Raw genomic sequence first — 23,505 nt, forward strand, 5'->3', positions numbered from 1 at the left:
ATTAATACTATCCCAATCCTTGTAAAAAGCCAGGAGCTAATGATAATTCTTGAGGTGTATCAAAAAAAATCTGTAGAATTTTGCTATGCACTCAACCGTATTAGTTTTGGCCTAAGAAGTAATAGGTGTATTATTTTTTCACGATTTATAAAAATAAAGAGGCAAGTATGTATTATGTAGAGCAGCATGATGAGAAAGATTGTGGGGCAGCTTGTTTAGCAATGATATGTGGCCATTATGGATATAAAGCATCATTGCAGGAATTCAGAAAAAAGGTTCATTTTAATGGTAATTATTCCAGCGTATATGACATAGTAGAGGCTGGAAAACAGTTAGATTTAGATGTTGATGCGTTGGAAGGAACGTATGATGAATTTGTATCGTGCTTAAAAGCGAGTGAAATTACGTTGCCTTGTGTTGCACATACGACTTCAGAAGAGGGCGTAAAGCATTTCGTAGTTATAAGTAGGGCTTCAAAAAAAAAGGTACAAGTAGTTGATCCGAGTATAGGGAAGATAATATATTCGACCGAAGATTTTATAAATATTTGGTCTGGCGTAATTATTAATTTCCGTAAAACGGCTTTTTTTAGCAAACGAAAATGTGAAAACAGCCTAAAGAAACTTTCAATTTACTGCTTAGAAAATAACATAAAGAATATACTGATAGTATCTGTATTGTCATTTTTAATTGCGGTTGTCGGCATTGCAGGAAGTTCTACATTTCAGATTATAATGGTAAGCGTGAGTAGTATTGATCATACGGCAGAGCAAATGGATAGAAACAGTTATAGCGGAGATCAATTTGAAAAATGTATCAACAAGATAATGACATATATAAATAAGGCAACTAATAAATACTTTAATTCGGTAGATATTGTCTGTATGTCCATTGCTACTTTATTTATCTTGAGCGGAATATTACAACTTCTAAGAGGAAAACTACTAGCTTTTTTATCAAAACGGGTAGAAGAATCATTAATGGTAAAATATTGTACACATTCAGTTAGACTCCCGGTAGCTTTTTTTCAAAATAATCATACGGGCGCATTGTTGTCAAGGTTTGAGGATATTAACAGTATTCGTGATGCATTTGCAAATTCGACAGTGACATTGATGTTAGATACAATGATGATTCTTTTTGGTGGGATTGTACTATACACCATATCACCATTACTTTTGCTTGAAACAGCTATGGTTGTTGTAACTTTTATTATAGTTGTAAGATCTTTTTTCCATAAAATCAAGGCCGTAAATAAGTATATTATGGAAAGAGAGGCAAGGATGATTTCATCTTTGAAAGAGTCGTATGATGGTGTTCATACAGTTAAAGCTTTAAATGCTGAAGAAGAGATTAATGAAAGAAATCAATTTTATATCAAGAATTTTGTAGACGGAGTATTTAAAGGTGAAGTATTGAATGTGTGTCAACAAGTGACAATAAATATTGTTTCTTCTTTGGGTGTGATTGGTGTACTATGGGTTGGTGCTTATAACGTATTGAAGGGCCAACTATCTTTTGGAAGCCTGATTACTTTTGGTACTCTAATTGGATACTTTTTACAGCCATTAAAGAATTTGATGGCATTACAACCAATCTTGCAAACGGCAATAGTTTCTTCGGAACGGTTAGATGATATATTCTTAGAAGAATTGGAGGAAACAGGCACTAATGAAGAAACGCCACATGAATATGCTGACATTGTATTTGATAAAGTTAATTTTTCATATGGTGAAAAGGAAGTTCTTAGAGATGTATCTATTTCATTTAGACGCGATCGAAAGATAGCGATAGTCGGGGAGAGCGGTTCTGGAAAAACTACAGTTGCAAAATTAATGCTAAATTTCTATTCTATCCAAAGCGGGACAATAAAAATTGACTCAATAAATATTGATGATATTTGTAGAGACACATTGCGTAGCAATATTGCTTATGTGCCCCAGGAGGATTATTTCTTTTACGATACAATAAGAAATAATTTGTTGTATGGAAATAAGCGTAGCATCTCTCAAGACGAAATTGATCAAGTATGCAATATATGTTTATTAGATGAATTGATCGGCACTTCGGCAGATAAATATGACACACTAATAGAGGAGAATGGATGCAATTTATCTGCTGGGCAAAAACAACGAATAGCACTAGCGAGGGCTCTTCTGAGGAATGCAAAAATCATTATACTTGATGAGGCTTTAAGCAATTTGGATAAAAATATGATGGTCAACATTTTGGGCAAACTTTGTAAGTGCGAGAGTTATAAAACTACAGGATTTATTTTCATTACACATGATTCTTATATAGCCGATCATTGCGATGACAAGTATTTACTTCGTGAAGGCGTGATAGTTAAGGAATTATGTTAGAAATGAAGAAATATTAGGTATATGAGAGGTAAAAGACATACATAATGATGAGTACTAATAAGTTCATGAAAGGAGCAATGATACTGGCATTTGCAGGTATTATTGTTAAGGTCTTGGGAGCGATTTTTCGTATTCCTTTGACTAATAAGATAGGGGATGGAATGGCATATTACAATGCGGCCTATACTATCTATTCAGTTTTTCTTGTGTTATCTACAGCTGGAATACCGGTAGCAATATCAAAAATGGTATCTGAACGAATTGCAATATATAACTACAAAGGTGCTCATCGAGTTTTTTTGGTTGCGTTAGTGCTGCTTGCATCAATGGGGCTGGTCGCTTTTCTTGTGTGCTATGTGGGGGCGGGTGAAATTTCGAACTTTATTGGAATTCCAGAAGCAGCATTGTCTTTAAAGTCAATTGCTCCGGCGATTTTTATCGTTCCGATTTTTTCTGCCTTCAGAGGATACTTTCAGGGAATGCAAAATATGAAACCTACTGCGATTTCTGAAATAATGGAACAGTCAATCCGAGTTGCCACTGGACTATTGCTGGCGTTCGCTTTATTTCCCAAAGGAGCAAGATATTCAGCAGCAGGTGCGACTTTTGGAGCATCAGCAGGATCTATCGCAGGATTAGCATCTATTTTTACCATTTATTGTTTCAACAAACGTGCAATCAATTTAAACATCCAAAACGGGAATAATGAAGTTGAAGATGTTAAGACCATACTGAAAAAAATTGCTATAATTGCAGTCCCGATTATTTGTGGTGCGGAAATTATGCCAATTATGACTACTATAGATACTTCCATCATTGTTACTAGGTTGCAAGCAACAGGTTGGACACATAATGAAGCTACATCTCTGTATAGTTTGTATGAAGCGTATTGTAATACACTGATTTCGTTCCCGCAAATTTTCACTCAGGCAGTTGCTGTCAGCATAGTGCCTGTAGTGGCAGCGCTATATAGAAGAAATAAGTTTGAAGAGATGCGCGAGAACATAAAAACAGGTATGCGTATTACCATGATTATGGCATTCCCATGCATGATAGGGATGTTCGTACTATCAAAGGCGATTCTCCTTATGCTGTATCCTTATCAGATGGAGGATGCAATATCTGCTGCACCTTTGTTAAGAATAATGACAATTGGTATTGTTCTCTTAGCAATTGCACAAACTGCAACGGGGATTCTTCAGTCAATAGGTAAGCAAATGATTCCTGTAAAAAACTTGGCGATTGGGGCAATTGTTAAATTATTTGCCACATATTCGTTTGTTGGTGTCACTTCCATAAATGTAAAAGGTGCGGCTATCGGTACACTCGTTGCCTATTTGATAGCTCTTGTCTTGGACTTAATGGCGATAAAAAAATATACAGACATTTCATTTGATCTTGTTGATACATTTATTAAACCATTTGCGGTTTCTATTACTATGGGTATCTGCACGTATATCATTCATTTAACATTGAATGTATTCGTGGGAAATAGCTTGTCTACGACTATTTCAATTTTAGCAGGCATCTTAGTGTACATATTTGTAGCAATAAAAAGTAATACTTTAACAAGAGGAGACTTAGAACTGATACCAGGTGGTAAGTTCCTGTTAAGGATAGTGAATCTTGGTTAACCTTTTCCCCTTGCAACCTGAATTCCCGAATATCTACACTAGTGTAAGCTTTTTTAATTAGTTGTACATTTGCATCGAGGTGTGATATCATATAGGTGAGGCACAAGGGAGGGCCGTCTGTATGAAATTCTCACTCGATGATAACCATAAAGCAGAGCTTGAAAAGCTTGCACTAGTTTCAAAAGAATATAGCCAATTCAGGAATTCTTTCATTCCTAACAACATAGTATTCCAGCTTCTTTTCCTTCAGTTTTGGCTCTATGTGTGTTTTGAAATACTTTACAAAAAGTTTTTTCTTCGCTCGTTCCATAGTTGTCATTAAATAGTGTCTGCTCAACAACTGAGTTTAAACGACAATAACGGTTGAGTGCCGATTTTTTTAGGGGGGATGAGCATACCCAGATATCCTCCCCATGCACTTTGAAAAATCGATTTCAAAACACTGAAACATTAGTTTTCACGTAATAGGTCGACTCCGAGTGTGTTCAGCACACGACGAGTCTTCTTCTGGATAGCTGAAACGCGGTACCCTTCGGCATCGCCGGCATCGACTTTGTAGATGTTCTTTACCAGCTTCAGGACATCCTCGGCTGAATAGCGTTCGTCAAGCCCGGTGCTTCTGAGTGCATTGAGCAAGCCATAATAATACAACAGGCTTATGTGGTTCAGGAACGCCCAGCCACGGAAGTAATCATCTGTGCGTGCATGAGATGCAGAACTGATGACGCTGTTCTTCAGGTAATCGAAGCACTGCTCAATATCCCAGCGCTGCTTGTACGCAAGATATATCTCCTGCGGCTCCACGTCGAGATTGCTGCAGAATGAGAAGTATCCCATACGGATCTGCTTGAGGACATCTTTTGGCTTACGGTCTTCTTCGCCGTAGTCATTCTCAGCCTTGACCACATAGCGTTCGACAAGCTCTGCCTTGCGTATGTCGTCACGGAACGTGTATATGAAGTTGCCCTTGTTACCGCTGGATTTCTTTCGGTACCAGACAGGCCTGTGGTTGTAGGAAAACACATCATCGAATTTGTTGTCGTCTTTGTCTTCATAGAAGGACTTTTCAACATTCACGGTGTTGTCCTGCAGAGGCAGGATATATTTCATCCCGGTCTCCATCAGCACAGAAAGGTTCCTCTTTGAGTAGAAACCCTTATCTGCAATGATGATGCAGTCCCTGCACCCGGACGCCTTTACCGTATCGATGAATGCCGTCTTGTCAACTATCGATCCCTGAAGAATGCGATAGAAGACCGGCATGTGAGTATCCTTCTCAAAGACATACAGCATGCGAGCCTGAGTGTTCCGGCTGTGATCAGGATTGTATCCTTTGACCGCCAGCGAGTCCTGCGACCTTGAGAAGATCGAAGTGCCGTCAAACAGCAGAGTCGTGCTCGGCATGACACGGAACCTCATGAATGCATCGATGGTATCCTGCATGGTGCCGAGCTTAGAAACGAATCTGCGCACGGATGTCTCAGATGCTGCGATGTCCCCGCAAATGTCACTCATATATGAGTCAAGGAAAACCGGCTGGATCATCTTTGCAGACGAGACCCTGTCCACGAGTCTGATCAGTGAGATCGTTCTTATCTCCCGGAACATGTTCGGGAAGAATGTCTTGATCTGATCACTGAGATCAGAAGAGAGCTGCTGCATCAACTCATATGCGCCATAGTTCTTTACTACTGGTGCCACATCAGGGGCGATGTGCATTTTTGCCATCAGCCTCAGTCCGTTGGCATTAGGGATGAACCCGTCAGCCTCGGTGATCTTGCCAATGCTTTTGCCAGTTACCTTCTTCGGACGGTTCTTTTCGGGATCCCATTTGGATGAGATCTGGTAGACATAATATTTGTCGTCACCGAATCGGCGGATCTCCACCGCTCCGAATTGTGCAGGCTTTTTCTCCTTGATCGATTGCGGAATGCTCATTTTGGCACCTCGCATATATACGTTAATTACGTAATAAGTGTACCAGATATGTAGTGTGGATATTCTGGTGCGCTGAAAGCGCCAATCCGGCAAACCGGAAAGCACCAGTCCGGCATATGGAAATCAGTACTACTGATTTCCAATGCGGCGAAGCCGCCGTTCCAGGGATAGAAGACATCCTCCGGAACGGGGCCATGCCATCTGTTCACTCACTCATTGCCGGGTCCAGGCCGTATACCTCTCTCATTGAGCGATAGTTGGCCGGATCTACCGGTACGATATTGATCTTGTAGGCATCATGCTTGATGCGGTCCAGTATCGCTTCGGCCAAGGGACTGTCATCGCCTCCCAGCTGATCGTACCAGCCATCCGGTTCATACTGTGAGCAGAAGATCGTGGAAGATTTCTTCCTCCTTCTGTGCAATAGTTCCAGGATGTCATGCTGCTCAGCCTCAGTCGGCTTCAGAAGCAGCCATTCATCCAGGATCAGAACAATCGGATTGGCATACTTGGCCAGAACTTTCTTGTACGTCCCATCGGAGCGTGCAAGTTCAAGTTCAAGGAGCAGATCCGGAAGTCGGACATACTTTGTCCTGTAACGTTGCTTGCAGGCTTCCATACCAAAGGCGCATGCCAGGTATGTCTTGCCGCTGCCGGTCGCTCCGGTGATAAACAGATTCCGGTGCTCTGCAATATACTCACAGGTGGAGAGTCGCTCGATCAGCTCTCGATTGAGCTTCCTCCCGGATGTATAATTGATGTCAGCGATGAAAGCCTCAGGCTGATCAAAGCCGGCATTGCGAATGAGGCGTTTGAGGCTGTTGGCCTTTCGGTTGCTGTATTCGACGTCGACCAGCATCCCGAAGCGGTCTTCGAAGGCAACGTCCTTCATCCGGGGATCGTTCATCTGTGTGATGAATGCATCAGACATGGATGTCAGGCGCATTTCAATCAGTTTGTCAATCGTGCTTTGGTTCGTCATGATCATTTACCTCCTGTAGTAGTCCCCGCCGCGGGTGATCGCGTGGGGGTTATGGGATTTAACAGCATTGGATTCGGACTCGTCCTTATCCGGTTTGTCCTTCCCGGCGGCAAGAATGTTCTTCACAGACTTGTAGCTGGGGCTCGCAGTGTATGACAGAGCCTTCGTGCAGGCGGCTTCCAGGCGCTGGGGAGAATACTTGTCCGCCAGCTTCAGAAGCCCCATACAACTGCGATAGGACTGCTGTTCGATCCTCTGTGAGGTAAGGATCGCGTCAACGACCTTGTATGTATTGCTACCGATGCGTTCAGCCCATTTGCGGAAACGATCGCCGTTCCACTCAAGATATTTCTGGTGGTCTTCCGGCATATGTTCCGTTACTGTGCTGTACTGCCCCTTACGGCCGTACCTGCGGCGGTGAGAGGCGATCCGGTTATGGTTAAAGTAAATCTCGACTACCTGGTCAGTTATCCGTACGTCGACTTTACGTTTTATGAATTCGTAAGGAACGGAGTATAGCATTCCGTCGACAGATATGTGATAATTGAACTGAACAGTGGCTGACTTCCATTCGGTCAGTTCATAACGGGTAGCCGGTAATTTGCTCAGTAATGGCAGATCTTCTTTCACGAAGATCTCGTACCTGCTGCCCTCTTTCTTCTGAAAGGGGCGACGGACGAATTCTTCAAGCTTTTCACGAATGGACCGATTCAGTTCGGCCAGCGTGAAGAACTGTTCATTACGGAGTGCGGCAGTGATCCATGTGGAGATGACCCCAACGGATCCCTCTGCATTCGGCTTGTCCTTCGGAGCCCGCACACGGGCAGGAAGGATCGCTGTGTTGTAGTGCTCAGCCATTTCATGATAAACGGTATTGAGTTCCTGTGTGTACCAGTCGTTGTTGTGGACGACAGCCGTTTTCAGGTTGTCCGGAACGAGGATACGGGTCACACCGCCAAAGTACTCATACATGTGTACATGGGCCGTGATCCAGGCACGCTGTTTTTCATTGATAAAGGTTTCGACATACGGATACATGCTGTACGTCATGACCCCAACGAATATCCAGGCCGGTGTCGATTCACCTGTATCAGGATCGGTGAGGTAGGCAGGATCTCCTGCCCAGTCCACTTCGATCTGTTCACCGGGCTTTCGGGGCACATGCATGGTAGCACGCCGTTTCTGCTCCTCCTGCTGGATGTGATAGCAGAACTGTGAATACATGAGAGGCTTTTCGCCTGACTGGCGGCATTCCTCCAGGTATTCCGTCCACAGGAGCTTCTTGTTGACTCCATTACGGAGCAGCTCCTTGCGGATGTAATCGAAGTCAGGCATCTTTTTAAGAGTCTGCTTCGGTTCCTTGGGAAACATCAGCTTTCCAGCTCAATGTCTGTCATGGATTCATCTAACGGCCAGGAGAGTTTTAATTCCCTTGCACGTCGTTGAACCTTGACGACAGTTTTCTGCGAAACATTGATGCTTTGCATGATGTTCCGCTGAGAAAGTCCTAAGGCCGTAAGCCGAAGGATCTCACGATACCGGGTCATATTGTTGACCTCCTTAGAATAGATTTACGCCGTGGCGCATATCTTCATTCTAAGGAAGTGTGCCGGTGATTTCCATCTCCGGAATGCTGATTTCCGGTTTGGCGGAATGATGATTTCTGAAAGCCGGACAGGTGATGGATCTCACCCCAGAATACTCAGTAGTGCTAAATCAAGGGTTTCGAATAGAAAATATTGCGCAAAGCCAGTATTTCAGGCACTATAGGGCTATGCATTGATCTGGAAGCCTTATTATGTACGTAATTTAGCAGGATTCATATATACGTTAAATTTGAGGTTTCAGTGTTTTATAACGGATTCCCAACAAAATCCCATCAAAACGTGCCGTTGTATGCTGCTGTATGCGGTTATATGCGGCTCAAAGTCAGGGTTTACAAAACCCGCAAACCCTCGAAATCTCCGGATCCGTTGGAATTACATAAAAAAGAGCAACTCCGAAAAGCTGCTCAGTCTGACGGAAATCATGCGAAAAAAGTTAACCGGCGCGGCGCTGATGCTGATCGTCGGGATTACAGCCTGAATGCTAATACAATACAAATTGCTAGCGCTATTGCGATGAAGATCATTACCCCGAAGATCGCGACTCCAGCGATGAAAACAATTAATAATTAAAAATCAACACTTTGATTTCCAATACAAGAAGAATGATGTATATGCAATCCCGAACCTTTTTCCAAACAGAAAGCTTTCCTAATTGTCTTTTGTCGAACCAGATTACGAAGCATAAGCCGAGTATCAGTATAATTGAAATAATTATTTTGATCGGAATGCTTGCGGCTTCGCTGAAATCATCCGGTACAAAGATTTTCGCAATGACCAGAAGCAGTACATATAAGTCCGTATACCCAATGCTCCCGTTCTGATTGATTTTCAAACGACTCATACAATTCTCCTTGTATTATTATCTTGTAGCTATAACGTATTCATTTGTACTTGATGCTATACTGTTTGAGATACTGTGGATTGGTTCATTTCTCCTACCACTTGATGGTTAACGAAAGGCTCCAACCACAGCTCTCTGCATCATTGTTGATCAGTTAGATACCGCATGACGGTTTATATCGAACAAGGTTACGCCAGCAGCGAGACCATGGTCCGAACAGTATCCGAAGTTATTGACTGTGCCAAAGGAGGAAACATGATTTACGTAGGAATCGATGTCGCAAAAGACAAACACGACTGTTACATCTGTGATTCAGACGGTGTAGAGCTTTACCCGCCATTCATTATCACCAACAATCGGGAGGGCTTTGAGAAACTCATGGATCATATCCGATCTGTATCCGATGATCTTTCCAAAGTAAAAGTAGGACTGGAAGCTACCGGTCATTACTCGTACAACATACTTGGATACCTGATCGCCCAAGGGTCTCCCATTTCCCTGATCAATCCGTTACATACGAATCTGTTTCGTAAAAGTCAAAGCCTTAGACAGACCAAAACGGATAAGGTTGATGCCCGTACCATCTGTATGATGCTTTCTTCCGGTATGAATCTTACGTCCTACTCTAAAACATCATATCATATGGAGGAACTGAAATCACTTACAAGATACCGTTTTGATAAAGTCCGTGAACGGGCAAAACTGAAACAGTCTCTTTCCAGACTGGTCACGATTCTCTTCCCGTAACTTGAGACGCTGGTCCAACACTCCATATGAAGTCTGTCTATGCACTGCTGGCTGAGTTTCCGGGAGCAAAACAGATTTCAAAAGCTCATATGACTCGTCTGAAACATCTTCTCAGCGACAGTTCCAGAGGCCGTTATGGCAAAGACACCGCTGAGACTATTCGTAATGCTGCAAGATGTTCCATCGGTTCTGATATGCCTGCGAAATCTCTTGAGCCGAAGCATATGATCTCTTTAATCCAGATCCTTACGGAAGAAATCGATGAGATCGAATCTTCCATCCAAAAGATCATGGACACCTTGGATGCTCCGATTCTTGGGATTCCCGGTATTAACTACCGTATGGGCGCAATGATTCTTGCAGAGCTTGGTGATTTAAGCCGGTTTTCTTCCCCGGATAAGGTCCTTGCTTACGCAGGAATGTCCCCATCCACTTACCAATCCGGACAATTAACCTCATCTTATGCTCACATGGAAAAACGAGGTTCACGCTGCCTTCGATATGCTCTGTTCAATGCCACTCAGTATGTCTGTATGTGGGATCCCACATTTAAGGCTTACCTTGAGAAAAAGCGCTCTGAGGGCAAACATTACTTTGTCGCCATCTCGCATGCAGCCAAGAAGTTAGTGCGTCTAATCTACCATCTGCAAACTACTGGTGAAGCTTATTGTTCTATGCTTTGACTTGTGACTTTTCAATATCTTCTGCCTGGCATCCCCAAGGACGCCTGTTTTGTCATGCAGTTTTCAATGTTCATTGCTGACATCTACCGCTTATTCAACTAACCTTTCAGCAGCGGAGGGCTTCTGCATTTTACCCTTGACTTTTAATAGTTAGTCTTTAATATTTACTCACGCTAACAGGCTTCCATGCTTCGTATTTGTACTCCTTGCCATTCTTAGTCGATGTTCTCATATAACTCTTCAATTTGATCTTTACTCCGTGCTTCGACGATCCCTTTTTTACATTTGGAATTAAATTCGGTAGTGCAGACAATAGAGTCACTAAGATTGACAGTGTTGCAGGAACGGAGTATCCAGCTGCCGCTATAAAAACCAGAAGGACACTGGCTATTGTTGCAATTGTAGCTGTATCTTCTAAAGCACTCTTTATCTTAGCGTAGGAATACTTTTTTGTCACAGTCTTACTTTTATATGCTTCCGTTTTTGCACTGTTTGTTGTAATCTCTTTTTCATCCTGTAATTCATCTTCTGCAATATTTATCTTGAGTCCAGTATCTGTCGTTACTGTTCCTTCTGCAGAATTAGCGGTAAAAACTCTTTCTGTCCTGCCTGGCTCAGATACTTTGACTTCAGTAATATCCTCGCTTACAGCCATAACGGTTATATCACTGACTTTATTGCCTTCAATTACTTGAATTTTATTTTCATTTATGACCTTTAGATAAGCATTACTATCTGGAATTTTAACAAGTTCTGCCGCATATGTCTGCTGTAATGGTAGCAACATAATAATCAATATCGTCGCTAATGTAATTGCAATGACTGTTCTTAATTTACTTCTTATATACATAATATGCACCCCCTTGACTACTTGTTATTGATTTCGATTAAATCATCTTGTAACCCATTGGTTTCTTCTCCTAAAATTACTGCTGTATCGCTAACTTTGAAGAAAATTTGCTAAATAAATTATATCTTAATACCAGTTTTACGTCAAGTTATTGCAGATTGATCGTGTCAATATGTTTGTGTAAACATATTCAAATTTCCTGCTCCGTGTAGATCGACTGGCTAAGCTGCGGATGCATCCTGAACGCTATTTACAGGTTTAATCTGATTTTCAAACAACTGTAGGATCTCAGCAGAGGCCAGTTGGAAGCCCCGATGGGCGCGCTCTGCTTAACTACGATTGAGCTCGCTGTAGTAGCTGCAGACAAACCGCTCAAGAGCGTCTTCATTCGGGAACTGCACCTTGACTTTGATTTATGCTTCAGGCCTTTGTTGCTCCGTTCAATCAGGTTTGTCGTATAGATGCTTTTCCGGATTGCTTCCAGAAATTTGAAGAACTGAGACTGACTCTGTTCTGCCCGCTTGAAAATACCAGCGAACCGTGGATAAGTCTTCTTGTACTTGCCCAAAAAGCTTGTGAGCTCCTTTTCGGAATTCTCCGCATTATCGGCACGGTACACCGATTTCAGATCTCCGAGGACCTTTTTCCGGTCCTTCTGACGGATGTAGCGGGCAACGGTGCGGCTCAGGTGGACCCAGCACTGCTGGTGCTCGGATTGCGGAAACTGGTGCTTTACGGCATCCCGCATGTCCTCTAGCCCGTCCGATGCAAACAGGAGAACCTGTTTTACGCCACGGTTCTTGAGCGAGACCATCATCTCCTCGTAATTCGTAGCTGATTCCGTAGGGTACAACGCGTAATCCGGGACTTCCCGTGTCCATCCGGTGTGATGCCAAGCAGAACGTGCAACGGCTCTTTCGCAACACTGTCGCGGCGGACATTCAGATAGATGGCATCCATAAAAATCACAACATATTTTTCTGACAATGATCTTTTATGAAACGTCTCCACCTGATCAGCCACAGACATGGAGATATTAGACACCGTAGCCGGTGAATAGCAATGACCATAAATCTTCTCGATCAGATCGGCGATTTCTCTTGTGGTGATTCCTTTCCGGTAGAACATAATGATGGTCGTTTCCAGGTCATCCGTCCTTCTGGAACATTCCGGGATCAGTTTCTGGTCGAACTCGCCTTTTCGGTCGCGAGGAACGGAAATATGAGGCTTACCTTACTTTGTATCAAGTTCGCGGGAATAGCAGCCATTGCGGCTGCTCCCAGAATTGTAGCCAGCTACGCTGTGCTTGCTGTATCCGAGGAACTCGGTCAGTTCGATCCTTAAAAGATCGTTGATTGCTTTTTCCAGATGTGACCGAAAATTCATCGAGGGATTCATTTTTTAGTAGCGCTGTCATCAGTTCTGTGTTTGGATGTTATTAACACTTTACAGGAAATCGGTCCCTTTTTCTATAGCTGTTTTAGAACCACTACGTTTACACAAACTATTTTACACTATCAGATATTCAATATCATTAATGTCCGCATTACTGTTTATTGGCGTATTATTATCTACCACTCTCGTGTAAATCCGATATGGAAGAATAGCCCTTCCACATGGTCTGTCTTGTTCATCCTTAATTTTGATAATTTGATGTCTACACCCCCCATAAGAGAAATTGTACTCCTATAATAATTATAGTTTTTTTCGTAATATTATCAAGATATCGTTAATAAACCAATATTATCAAGTCTTTTAATATTACTGTTCAGCTAATGACTATTTTAGCAGCCCTTTTTGTACAAAAGAACATATGTTTACATTTTTGATATTACGCATTATAATATATATATCAAGTGATGAGCCGAATAGTGTATTGAAGATCAGATGATTGGAACTGGTTAAAAAGTTAGTTTTTATGATTAAAATGGAGTGAAGCAAGCCCCGTTGAAAAGACCTTCTATCTACAAGGAGGACGTTTCGGATAACAGAGCAAGTAACAACAAAACATATCACAGGCATATCGATGTACGTATCCAGGGCTTGTTTTCTATCCTTGGGAATGTGGGATGTTATACCCAATAACTGAGGATGCATTTCTGAAAGGGGATGAGAGGTAATATGAGTCGTAAAGGATTTAATGTACAACAACGAATTCGTATGACATGTGCCAGACATAACGGTACCCCAATGGATTATTACTATAGAGGGAAAGCGTTATTAGAATGCTATAGAGATGTTTGCTGGGATACGGTAGGTTATGTAGATGATCTGGCTGATGAGTTCCCGGAATTCTGCGGAAGAGATATGGATAAAGCGTTACTGTATTTGGATAATTTCGCACCCGATGGGCAGCGGGAACGTTTTGAAGAACGATTCTGTAAGCTCTTTGATATCGGCTGGAGGATCCGGCTGGTTGATATGGCGATGTATCATCTTAGGAAGTGGCCAAAGGATGGCAAATTCTATGGTGACTTGATTTCACTGAAGTATCTCAGTAAATTCGAGTATGTCCTAGATGACATGTTGGATATGTTGGGTGTGGAGAGGAGCACATTTTATAGAAAACAGAAGGAAGCGGTAACAGTCTTTGGGGTCATACTTTGGGGTACGGATGATAACGAAAAAAAATTATGGATGAAGATGAAAGAAGATGCTTCCGAGCGCCAGAGCTCATTCAGGGATTTAAATTCTAGGCTAACGAATCCGGAAGCGGAAGAATTCTGCTTATGAGAAAAAAATACACAATCCACTTTTAGGTAAGGAAATATTGGTGGAACGCACAATCACTTGTGAGAGACTATAGAGAGACTAAAATGAGACAATATAGAGATTATAGTGGCACTGACGCGAGACTTTCTAGAGGTTAAAATGTATATGCTGAGAGATTATAGCATAAAAGAAAACTGAATATATAAGGGGAATGCCTCATATCAAAATGGATATGAGGCTTTTTTTATGCCTGTCTTTCAGGTAATTGGCTTCGGCCGGGAGAAATTCTCCCGGCCTTTTTTCATGCCCTGACACGGTGCCCTGCACCGATGTAGGTCAGCTGCGGGAACTGCCCGAAGCGTAGCAAGGAAGCAGTTCACCGCATATGCCCGAAAGGAGAAAGACAGTGCGGATACAGGAATCGGTTCTGTGCCCTATCAGAGGTCCGTAACCTTCTGATTTCGAAAATGGCAAATTTACATCTTTTCGAAATTCAGGAGGAAGAAATGAAAAAAATCAGGTATGAGTTCATCACGGAAGAAATTGTCGAGATCGAGATCAGCGATGAATGGGGAGAGAAGCTGAAATCAGTAAAACGGGAGCAGTGGAAACTGGACAAACGGGAGGAACGTCACAGTGTCAATTTTGCCGATCTGGACGGCAAGGAAGAATACTTCGCAGATTCGGATGATGATCCCTTTGCAATGATTGAAGAAGAAAAGTACAGGGATTACAAAGTGGACCATGAAAGACGAATCGCAAAAGCATTTTCCGAACTCAGCGTAAGTCAACGGGACCTGTTGAAGGCCCTCTATGAGGATGGAATGTCAAAGCAGGAATATGCAGATGCAATCGGTGTGTCTTCATCAGCCATTTCACACCGGCTTGAAACCATCAGAAAAAAATTAAAAAAAGTTTTGAGATGAACCTCAAGTTCTTCGCTTTTTTGTCTATAACATACCGTGTTTTGTTAAAAGATCCCGTACCATTGCGGTGCGGGATCGGCTTAGTCTTGGGTGTTCGTATTGCTTTCGTCTTGCCTGCTTCTTCAGCTACCCAGCAACGCCTCGGACCACGGGTGCAGGTTTTCCATAAAAGATGAACCAAAAACGCAGGCATAGACAAGGGTAAGCAGGCAAGCCCGATGAACCCGATGGACAAAATCGCGTTCTTCGCCGTTAAATGACCCATTGATAAGCGCCCCTCAATTACTGCATGATTGCGTCCATAATGGGTTCTATGGTATTACAGGTATCGTCAAAGGAAATGTCCTTGGCATATTCATATTCCCGGGTGTATTTGTTCCATAGCTTGCGGAGTTGATCGCTCCCGCGGATTTCTTTCATAATCTCCGGGTACTGCTCCATGATCCTACCGCTGCCCCGTTTCTGCGTTGTCCGTTCCAGCGCATGGCGCAACGTAGTTTTGTCACATTCCGCGCCCCACAGCGCATACAAAATATGTACATCGTAATAATCTCTTGGGCGGGTATTGGCAATGTTGCGGGATAGCACCGTTTCAATTTTCTCTGCAAGCACCGTTTCAAGGTTGTAGGCAAGAATACTGATACTGCGGTTATCGAACAGCAGGGAGAATGTGTATTCTACTTCACGGGGGGTTATCATATCGCCCGTGGTAACATCCACCGTAAGCGGTACACTGATCGGCGGGTAATTAGCTTTCAGCGCAATGCGAATGCCAGGATAGTCGTCACCCTCGCGGATGTCGAAAATTCCGGCGATCTCAAACTGCACGTCGTCCTCGATCTCAATGGCACAAATCTCCTGAAAGATAGAGTGGATTGCTTCATGCGTCAATGTAAATCCCTTAATTGTAGTGTCAAGATCCATTGTTGTCCGCGTGTCCAGTCCGGCAATAGCAGAAATCAGAAAACCGCCTTTGAGAATAAAATTGTTCTTATACTTTGACAGAGAAATTCGTTCCAGCAGCCGCTCCAGCATATAGTTCTGCATGACGAGCTGTGCGGAAATATGTTTCTCTGCTGCTTTCTTTTTGATAAAGGCTTTCAGTTGCATTGGATTATTTGTAATCATAACAATACCTCCATGTAATGCAGCACTTTTGGCTTTACCCGAAGCTGCTCAGCGTACTGCATCAGTTTGTGAATGTCTTTTGATTTCGACGCTGCATAGCGTTTCATTGCTTCTCCAACAATCTGAATATCGCTTCCACTGCCGCGCAGAATATCGCAAAGTGTCCGTTCCAAATCATAGACACGGATCGGATTGCCGGACGGGGACTGAATTTCAATAATGCCAAATTCGTAGTTCTTCGGCACAACTCGCTTAACGGTTATATTTTCCTGCTTCAGGGACGGTGTGTTATATCCCTTTGGAAAGGTCATCGTATATTTGGCAGGAGTACGGTCAGAATACCCCAGAAGGTACAGGGCGGTATCGTGAGAATAGATTCCACGCTTATATTTTCGCTGCAGCAGATAGAAGTCATCCTCCCATGCGCTGCTTTTTACATACAGCCCGCGTCCGTAACGGTAAAGCTCTCCGCAGTCCACGAGTTTTTGCAGCACGCTGCGGTGCAAGCCCGCTTTTGTGACCTGGGCTGTGGTAATCGTTCCGTCCGTTGACGCTTGCAGCAGTTCATTGATTGTTTCATTGATTTCCATGTTGCTCACCTCGCTTTGACATACACACATTAAATTATATGCAAATAATGTGTGTATGTCAATAGCAAAACGACAGTTACACGTTAAACTGTTTAAAAAGAATGTGTGACTGTCGCAAGGCTTTTAGGGATTACAAAGCGAACCATGAAAGACGAATCACAAAAGCATTTTCCGAACTCAGCGAAAGTCAGCGTGAGCTGTTGAAAGCTCTCTACGAGAATGGAATGTCGAAGCAGGAATATGCAGATGCAATCGGCGTGTCTCCGTCAGCCATTTCACACCGGCTTGAAACCATTAGAAAAAAATTGAAAAAAGTTTTGAGATGAGCCTCAAGTTTTTCGATTTTTTGTCTATAGGGTGAGAGGCAAAATCGGGAAAGACTTCCGTAAAGAAATCATGACAGCCGGTGACCTCTCAAGATAACAAACTGAACCTTGAAAAGTGAATACACATTCATCAGGAACTTTAGCTCCGGCGCGAGCATGCGAAGCGATGCGCCATGACCCCGTAAGGGAGAGCGATAATGTCTCGCTTCAAAAGACAGGCAGCACCTGTCATTGTGCGATGAACGCCGGAGAAGACAATGATACTCCTGTCCAGCCACAGCTCCGGATACTGATCCGGTCACGCAATGGGGGCAGCCCGGAGAGATCCTCGGGGGAGTTGGAAACTCGTGAGACAGATTCGCTGTCTGTCGCCTGATCGTTTCCCGTGATCCGGGATGCCAGGGGCAAATGGGATCGAGACATAAATGCTTTTTTCACCGGCACAGCTTGCTGTGCCGGTGCTACATTCTCGATCATCCGTTGACCCGGACATTGACCCGGACGGTGAATGTGTATCCGCCGAAAAGAAAAGCGAGGTAGAAATGGAAGTCAGGGATAACGGAAGTGTTTTCTGGGACGACCAGATCGGTGGGATCGCAGAGCCAATGCTGTTTCTCGTTGGTCTGAAGGAAGCTTATGAGAATGGAAAAGATCATGCGTGGATAGGAAAGATCCAGGATGATGGTTTGCAGATTGCCATAAATTCATTTTCGGATATTCAGATCCGCATTGCAGAGCTCATCGTGTTTGAGGATAAAAGCGTTCCGGATATTCTCCGCACGGTCAACATTGACATGAAAAGGCTCAACACGGAACTTTTCATAATGCATGATCTCATCTGCAGATTTGTCTAGGAGGTGCTCATGGATCAGAAGAGAATCGTACACTACGGCGAGATCTACTACATGGATCTGGGTCAGGTCCGGCTGGGAAGTCGTCAGGCCGGCATTCGCCCGGTACTGGTCGTATCCTCAGATCACAGGAATGAATACTCCCCTGTTGTCTGGGTCGTGATTATAACCAGCCAGATCAAGCGGCTTGATCTGAAGAGCCATGTGCTGCTGCCTAAGGTTAAGGGACTGCCGAAACAATCTGTAGTGGAAGCGGAACAGCTTTTTACCGTAGACAAAAGTTATCTTGGTGAGTATCGCGGAAAGCTTGATGAAAAGACCATGAAACAAGTGGACCGTGCGATCAGATCCTGCTTGAACAGCCCGGAACACTGCAGAAAGTTCAGGCGGAAGAGACAGCGTGGGAAAAGCTGATGTCAAGGGTGTCAGCGAAAAATTGGAAGAATAGCAGGAAACAAAGACAGCAACTACTATAGGAGACAAGAAAATGGACAATGCATCAAGCAGCATGGAGCGCAGATACATATCAAGCGAGGTGCGGTTTTATACAATCGAAGATCTGACCAGAATGCTGGGCTGGAGTGAAAACACGGTTCAGAAGATGTTTAATGATCCGAAATTTCCTTCGACGGATTATGGAAAGAATAAGGTCGTGGAGGCCCATGCCCTCATCGACTACTTTTCCAGAAAAAACTGCAAGAACCGCAATGTGTATTGGAAGAAAGGAAAGGCAAATGCAAGGGAGAAATAGCAACGGACAGGGCTCCTTCCGGAAAAAGGGAGACAAGATCGAGTACAGGATCTCTTACATTGATGAATATGGAAGAACCAGGTTAAAGTCGTTCTCTGCTGATACCAGAGAAATCTGTCTGCAGAGAGCTGGGGATTTTCTGGAGCAGCAGGAAATTAAACAGGCTGGGATGGATCCCGACATTACGATTCCTGAGATCCTCTACCGAAAAGCGAAATCGGATTATGAAAAGAACTACGTCAGGGAACAGGGATATGGAAGAACCCTCGGAACCATTCGAATAATCGAAAAGTCAGGAATAGGAACCATGCCGATTGCGCAGGTGACGGGAGCACATCTGGAGGCTTTTCTCTGCTCGATCACCCACTACTCCAATTCAATGATCAACAAGTTCTATACGATGCTTCGAGCCGCATATCGTATGGCCATGATGGAGGGGATCATCAAAACCAACTACATGGAGATGCGGGATCTTCGCTGTCCCCGGTCTGATAAACCGGACAAGAAAGTAAGAGGCCTCACGGAAGAAGAGCAGATATTGTTGATCGAAGCGATGAATGAGTATAAACCTCAGAAAGGACGGGGAGATTACAGGCTGCAGCTTCTCATCGAGCTTTACGGTGGACTTCGCATGGGCGAGATCAATGCATTAAAGCCGGAGGACATCCATCTGGATAAAGGCTATATCCATGTATCCCGGACCATTGCCCGGAGCATGGAATACAAGGAATTCATCAAGGAATGCCCGAAGACAGATGCAGGACACAGGGATGTTCCCATCAGCCGGAAACTGGAACCGGTGCTGAAGGCCGCACTGCAGCAGCGAAAGAACAACCCCTTTGGGCTTTTGTTCTACGACTACAACAAGAAGAGTGTTATTGCAACTTACCAGGTCAATTCCTTTTATAAAAGACTTTGTGAGAAGAATGGCATCGTATACGGGGGACAGCATGCCCTGCGTCATACTTTTGCAACAAGATGCATCGAGGCCGGTGTGCCGGCTGTGGTGTTGAAAAACTGGATGGGGCATACAGACATTCACATTACATTGGACACCTATGCAGATGTGTTCCATCGAATGAACTTCAAATCGGTTCGGAAACTGGATGATTATCTGGACTATCTGGATCAGGAACAGAACACAGTCGAAAAAGAAAGGGATGTTTTATGGGTAGACGCAGATTGAAGGATCCTCTCCAGGGAGGTAATTTTAAGCAGGTCGGAAAAAAGATGACTTATCTGGTCAATATTTACGATGAGAATGATGAGCGCCATAAGAAATACTTTTCCGGAAAAGACGAGGCTGAGTGTTTGGAGAAAGCAGCCGTATATGTTGAGAAGATCCGCAGGATCATCGGAAATATCACACCGGATTCGACGATACCGGAGATCCTGAGGGATAAACTGAGTAGAGATTTCAGGAAAAACTATATCAATGAGCCCGGGTATGCGGCCAGTCTTGGAACGATAAGGTCAATTGAAACCGGGATGCTGGGTATGATCCCTATCCGGGAGATCGATGAAGAACAAATGGATCTCTATCTCCAGAGTTTGACATCCTATTCCAATCATATGATTCAGCGCATTTACCAGATGCTCCGGATGGCATTCGAAATTGCAAAAGAAAGACATATCATTAAGAAAAATATCATGACGAACTGGGACCTGCGCTGCCCGAGATCTGAGAAGAGAGACCGGAAGATCCGGGGACTTAGAGAAGATGAACAGCAGAAGCTGGTACAATATCTGCAGAATTACGAGCCGCCATATGGTCGGAACAATCACTGCCCTCAGCTTTTGCTGGAACTTTACACCGGAATGCGTATGGGAGAGATCAATGCACTGACGCCGGAAGATATCGATTTTAAACGTAATGTTATATCCGTACATCGCACGGTATCCACAGGACTGAAGGGACGTGTATTTATCAAGGAAACACCGAAAACGGAAACGGGCATTCGTGAAGTGCCGATTTCGGATTATGCTTACCCGGTTATCAAGGAGGCGCTCCGGAATATGAGGGAGAACCCTCTGGATCTGATCTTCAGCAAAAAGTTCGGAGATCCAATTATACGGACCGGCGATGTCACCGGATTTTACAAACGCTGCTGCGAGAATATCAGGATTGAATATAACGGACAGCATGCGCTGAGGCATACATTTGCCACAAGATGTATTGAGGCGGGTGTACCGCCCATCGTTTTGAAGACATGGCTGGGGCACAAGAACATTCATGTAACGCTGGATACCTACGCAGACGTGTTTGAAAGGTTGAATAACGATGCTATCAATCTGTTCAGCGGATATCTGAACCGATTAGAGGGTGAAGCAACAAAGCAGCTTCCGGCACATGACGGAGAATAGAAAGGGCTGGATCGAAAGATCCGGCTCTTTATTTGAGAAAGATCTCTTCAAAAAAAGATATGCTCTGTTGCAGCAAAATAACCGGATAAACGTTGAAATTTCATGATCTGTGAATGTTCAATAATTTACATCTCCACCATTTTTTGAGGTTCAGAGGCAAAACTCTGAACCCTTTGCTTGCCCCTAACCCAGTGATTTCAAGCGAAAGCGCCGAAAACACTGAGGTAGGTCAGCTGCAACGGTTTCCCGAATCTCTGATTCGGTTGAAATCGACTGCGCATTGCAACGAATTCCGCTGATTTCAATGGCCAGCGGATTTTTTTGTGGCTTTTTTCAGACGCATACAAACCCTCTCAGACCCACCTGAAGCCATATGATCTGGGAAAAAAGTTTTTGAGATGAGCCTCAGGTTTTTCGCTTTTTTGTCTATAACATACCGTGTCTTGATAAAAGATCCCGTACCATTGCGGTGCGGGATCGGCTTAGTCTTGGTTGTTCGTATTGCTTTCGTCTTGCCTGCTTCTTCAGCTACCCGGCAACGCCTGGGACCACGGGTGCAGGTTTTCCATAAAAGGTATACCAAAAAACCGAAAACTCAGGCATAGACAAGGGTAAGCGGGCAAGCCCGATGACCTGATGATCCCGATTGACAAAATCGCGCTCTACGCCGTTAAATGGCCCATTGATAAGCGCCCCTCAATTACTGCATGATTGCGTCCATAATGGTTTCTATGGTATTACAGGTATCGTCAAAGGAAATGTCCTTGGCATATTCATATTCCCGGGTGTATTTGTTCCACAGCTTGCGGAGTTGGTCGCCCCCGCGGATCTCTTTCATAATCTCCGGGTACTGCTCCATGATCCTACCACTGCCCCGTTTCTGCGTTGTCCGTTCCAGCGCATGGCGCAACGTGGTTTTGTCACATTCTGCGCCCCGCAGCGCATACAAAATATGTACATCGTAATAATCTCTTGGGCGGGTATTGGCAATGTTGCGGGACAGCACCGTTTCAATTTTCTCTGCAAGCACCGTTTCAAGGTTGTAGGCAAGAATACTGATACTGCGGTTATCGAACAGCAGGGAGAATGTGTATTCTACTTCACGGGGGGGTTATCATATCGCCCGTGGTAACATCCACCGTAAGCGGTACGCTGATCGGCGGGTAATTAGCTTTCAGCGCAACGCGAATGCCAGGATAATCGTCACCCTCGCGGATATCGGAAACTCCAGCAATCTCAAACTGCACGTCGTCCTCAATCTCAATGGCACAAATCTCTTGAAAGATAGAGTGGATTGCTTCATGCGTCAATGTAAAGCCTTTAATTGTAGTATCAAGATCCATTGTTGTCCGCGTGTCCAGTCCGACAATAGCAGAAATCAGAAAACCGCCTTTGAGAATAAAATTGTTCTTATACTTTGACAGAGAAATTCGTTCCAGCAGCCGCTCCAGCATATAGTTCTGCATGACGAGCTGCGCGGAAATATGTTTCTCTGCTGATTTCTTTTTGATAACGGCTTTCAGTTGCATTGGATTATTTGTAATCATAACAATACCTCCATGTAATGCAGCACTTTTGGCTTTACCCGAAGCTGCTCAGCGTATTGCATCAGTTTGTGAATGTCTTTTGTTTTCGACGCTGCATAGCGTTTCATTGCTTCTCCAACAATCTGAATATCGCTTCCACTGCCACGCAGAATATCGCAAAGTGTCCGTTCCAAATCATAGACACGGATCGGATTGCCGGACGGGGACTGAATTTCAATAATGCCAAATTCGTAGTTCTTCGGCACAACTCGCTTAACGGTTATATTTTCCTGCTTCAGGGACGGTGTGTTGTAGCCCTTGGGAAAGGTCATCGTATATTTGGCAGGAGTACGGTCAGAATACCCCAGAAGGTACAGGGCGGTATCGTGAGAATAGATTCCACGCTCATATTTTCGCTGTAACAGATAGAAATCATCCTCCCATGCGCTGCTTTTTACATACAGCCCGCGTCCGTAACGATAAAGTTCTCCGCAGTCCACGAGTTTTTGCAGCACGCTGCGGTGCAAGCCCGCTTTTGTGACCTGCGCTGTGGTGATTGTTCCGTCCGTTGACGCTTGCAGCAGTTCACTGATTGTTTCATTGATTTCCATGTTTCTCACCTCACTTTGACATACACACATTAAATTATATGTAAATAATGTGCAGTTGTCAACAGCAGGACGACA

At 43.9% G+C, this 23,505-nt stretch carries 22 protein-coding genes and 2 pseudogenes; 13 read left to right on the top strand and 11 right to left on the bottom strand.

The genetic code is table 11. From position 1 onward, the window contains the following. Positions 1-167: 167 nt before the first annotated feature. Both FYJ64_RS08865 and FYJ64_RS08870 read left to right on the top strand, forming a co-directional pair. Entirely contained in the window at positions 168-2,363 is a 2,196-nt protein-coding gene (locus FYJ64_RS08865) for a peptidase domain-containing ABC transporter (protein WP_154574794.1), read from the top strand. A 44-nt stretch (positions 2,364-2,407) separates the two neighbouring features. Further along, the gene (locus FYJ64_RS08870; RefSeq protein ID WP_154574795.1) at positions 2,408-3,997 is read left to right on the top strand and encodes a putative polysaccharide biosynthesis protein; all 1,590 of its coding nucleotides are present in this window, start codon (positions 2,408-2,410) and stop codon (positions 3,995-3,997) included. A gap of 178 nt (positions 3,998-4,175) precedes the next feature. Here FYJ64_RS08870 and FYJ64_RS11385 read toward each other — a convergent pair whose 3' ends face one another. The 4 genes from FYJ64_RS11385 to istA form a co-directional block, all read right to left on the bottom strand. Beyond that, the gene (locus tag FYJ64_RS11385) at positions 4,176-4,316 is read right to left on the bottom strand and encodes a hypothetical protein (RefSeq protein ID WP_206045612.1); all 141 of its coding nucleotides are present in this window, start codon (positions 4,314-4,316) and stop codon (positions 4,176-4,178) included. A gap of 131 nt (positions 4,317-4,447) precedes the next feature. Further along, positions 4,448-5,935 (bottom strand): transposase, encoded by a 1,488-nt coding sequence (locus FYJ64_RS08875; protein ID WP_154574796.1) that lies wholly within the window; start codon positions 5,933-5,935, stop codon positions 4,448-4,450. A gap of 205 nt (positions 5,936-6,140) precedes the next feature. After that, positions 6,141-6,917: an ATP-binding protein gene (locus FYJ64_RS08880; protein WP_154574797.1), complete on the bottom strand. Its 777-nt coding sequence runs from the start codon at positions 6,915-6,917 to the stop codon at positions 6,141-6,143. Positions 6,918-6,923: 6 nt separating this feature from the next. Beyond that, positions 6,924-8,288, bottom strand: coding sequence for an IS21 family transposase (gene istA / locus FYJ64_RS08885; protein WP_465250637.1), 1,365 nt, complete (start codon positions 8,286-8,288; stop codon positions 6,924-6,926). 602 nt (positions 8,289-8,890) lie between these two features. On the opposite strand from istA, the gene FYJ64_RS11390 reads away from it, so the two are divergent. After that, positions 8,891-9,094 (top strand): hypothetical protein, encoded by a 204-nt coding sequence (locus FYJ64_RS11390; RefSeq protein ID WP_206045613.1) that lies wholly within the window; start codon positions 8,891-8,893, stop codon positions 9,092-9,094. Here FYJ64_RS11390 and FYJ64_RS08895 read toward each other — a convergent pair. Then, positions 9,084-9,365 (bottom strand): hypothetical protein, encoded by a 282-nt coding sequence (locus tag FYJ64_RS08895; protein WP_154574799.1) that lies wholly within the window; start codon positions 9,363-9,365, stop codon positions 9,084-9,086. The two genes, FYJ64_RS11390 and FYJ64_RS08895, sit on opposite strands and share 11 nt — an antisense overlap. A gap of 255 nt (positions 9,366-9,620) precedes the next feature. Between FYJ64_RS08895 and FYJ64_RS11895 the strand changes: the two genes are divergently transcribed. Together FYJ64_RS11895 and FYJ64_RS11900 are read left to right on the top strand one after the other, a co-directional pair. Beyond that, positions 9,621-10,112 (top strand): IS110 family transposase, encoded by a 492-nt coding sequence (locus FYJ64_RS11895; RefSeq protein WP_465250638.1) that lies wholly within the window; start codon positions 9,621-9,623, stop codon positions 10,110-10,112. A 26-nt stretch (positions 10,113-10,138) separates the two neighbouring features. After that, positions 10,139-10,795, top strand: a complete 657-nt coding sequence (locus FYJ64_RS11900; protein WP_465250639.1) for a transposase — start codon at positions 10,139-10,141, stop codon at positions 10,793-10,795. A 157-nt stretch (positions 10,796-10,952) separates the two neighbouring features. On the opposite strand, the gene FYJ64_RS08905 is transcribed toward FYJ64_RS11900, so the two are convergent. Further along, complete coding sequence (locus tag FYJ64_RS08905) at positions 10,953-11,645, bottom strand: hypothetical protein (protein ID WP_154574800.1); 693 nt, start codon at positions 11,643-11,645, stop codon at positions 10,953-10,955. A gap of 250 nt (positions 11,646-11,895) precedes the next feature. Further along, positions 11,896-13,043 (bottom strand): annotated as a pseudogene (locus FYJ64_RS11810) (IS256 family transposase). Between the two features lie 792 nt (positions 13,044-13,835). Here FYJ64_RS11810 and FYJ64_RS08915 point away from each other — a divergent pair. Beyond that, positions 13,836-14,378 (top strand): hypothetical protein, encoded by a 543-nt coding sequence (locus FYJ64_RS08915; protein ID WP_154574801.1) that lies wholly within the window; start codon positions 13,836-13,838, stop codon positions 14,376-14,378. Positions 14,379-14,863: 485 nt separating this feature from the next. Further along, the gene (locus tag FYJ64_RS08920) at positions 14,864-15,283 is read left to right on the top strand and encodes an RNA polymerase sigma factor (RefSeq protein WP_206045616.1); all 420 of its coding nucleotides are present in this window, start codon (positions 14,864-14,866) and stop codon (positions 15,281-15,283) included. 282 nt (positions 15,284-15,565) lie between these two features. Here the strand turns inward: FYJ64_RS08920 and FYJ64_RS08925 are convergent, their stop codons facing one another. Together FYJ64_RS08925 and FYJ64_RS08930 are read right to left on the bottom strand one after the other, a co-directional pair. Beyond that, positions 15,566-16,411, bottom strand: a complete 846-nt coding sequence (locus FYJ64_RS08925; protein ID WP_154574803.1) for a nucleotidyl transferase AbiEii/AbiGii toxin family protein — start codon at positions 16,409-16,411, stop codon at positions 15,566-15,568. Beyond that, positions 16,408-17,001, bottom strand: a complete 594-nt coding sequence (locus FYJ64_RS08930; RefSeq protein ID WP_154574804.1) for a type IV toxin-antitoxin system AbiEi family antitoxin domain-containing protein — start codon at positions 16,999-17,001, stop codon at positions 16,408-16,410. The genes FYJ64_RS08925 and FYJ64_RS08930 overlap by 4 nt, the downstream gene beginning before the upstream one ends. 101 nt (positions 17,002-17,102) lie before the next feature. Between FYJ64_RS08930 and FYJ64_RS11815 the strand changes: the two genes are divergently transcribed. The 6 genes from FYJ64_RS11815 (at position 17,103) to FYJ64_RS08955 (ending at position 21,293) form a co-directional block, all read left to right on the top strand. Further along, positions 17,103-17,327 (top strand): sigma-70 family RNA polymerase sigma factor, encoded by a 225-nt coding sequence (locus FYJ64_RS11815; protein ID WP_154574805.1) that lies wholly within the window; start codon positions 17,103-17,105, stop codon positions 17,325-17,327. 542 nt (positions 17,328-17,869) lie between these two features. Continuing rightward, positions 17,870-18,181, top strand: a complete 312-nt coding sequence (locus FYJ64_RS08940) for a hypothetical protein (protein ID WP_206045617.1) — start codon at positions 17,870-17,872, stop codon at positions 18,179-18,181. Positions 18,182-18,190: 9 nt separating this feature from the next. Next, a complete protein-coding gene (locus tag FYJ64_RS08945) occupies positions 18,191-18,592 on the top strand; it encodes a type II toxin-antitoxin system PemK/MazF family toxin (protein WP_154574807.1) in 402 nt (133 codons plus the stop codon). Between the two features lie 73 nt (positions 18,593-18,665). Further along, positions 18,666-18,929, top strand: coding sequence for a MerR family transcriptional regulator (locus FYJ64_RS11410; protein ID WP_206045618.1), 264 nt, complete (start codon positions 18,666-18,668; stop codon positions 18,927-18,929). Continuing rightward, positions 18,913-20,115, top strand: a complete 1,203-nt coding sequence (locus tag FYJ64_RS08950; RefSeq protein ID WP_206045619.1) for a tyrosine-type recombinase/integrase — start codon at positions 18,913-18,915, stop codon at positions 20,113-20,115. The genes FYJ64_RS11410 and FYJ64_RS08950 overlap by 17 nt, the downstream gene beginning before the upstream one ends. After that, a complete protein-coding gene (locus FYJ64_RS08955) occupies positions 20,097-21,293 on the top strand; it encodes a tyrosine-type recombinase/integrase (RefSeq protein WP_154574809.1) in 1,197 nt (398 codons plus the stop codon). The genes FYJ64_RS08950 and FYJ64_RS08955 overlap by 19 nt, the downstream gene beginning before the upstream one ends. A 700-nt stretch (positions 21,294-21,993) precedes the next feature. Here the strand turns inward: FYJ64_RS08955 and FYJ64_RS11820 are convergent. Both FYJ64_RS11820 and FYJ64_RS08965 read right to left on the bottom strand, forming a co-directional pair. Further along, positions 21,994-22,840: pseudogene (locus FYJ64_RS11820) on the bottom strand (nucleotidyl transferase AbiEii/AbiGii toxin family protein). After that, on the bottom strand, positions 22,837-23,430 hold the full coding sequence (locus FYJ64_RS08965) for a type IV toxin-antitoxin system AbiEi family antitoxin domain-containing protein (protein WP_154574810.1): 594 nt from the start codon (positions 23,428-23,430) through the stop codon (positions 22,837-22,839). Before FYJ64_RS08965 ends, FYJ64_RS11820 begins: the two are co-directional and overlap by 4 nt. Between the last annotated feature and the right edge of the window lie 75 nt (positions 23,431-23,505).

The organism is Hornefia butyriciproducens (genome assembly GCF_009695915.1).
In the GTDB taxonomy this organism is placed as follows: domain Bacteria; phylum Bacillota; class Clostridia; order Peptostreptococcales; family Anaerovoracaceae; genus Aminicella; species Aminicella butyriciproducens.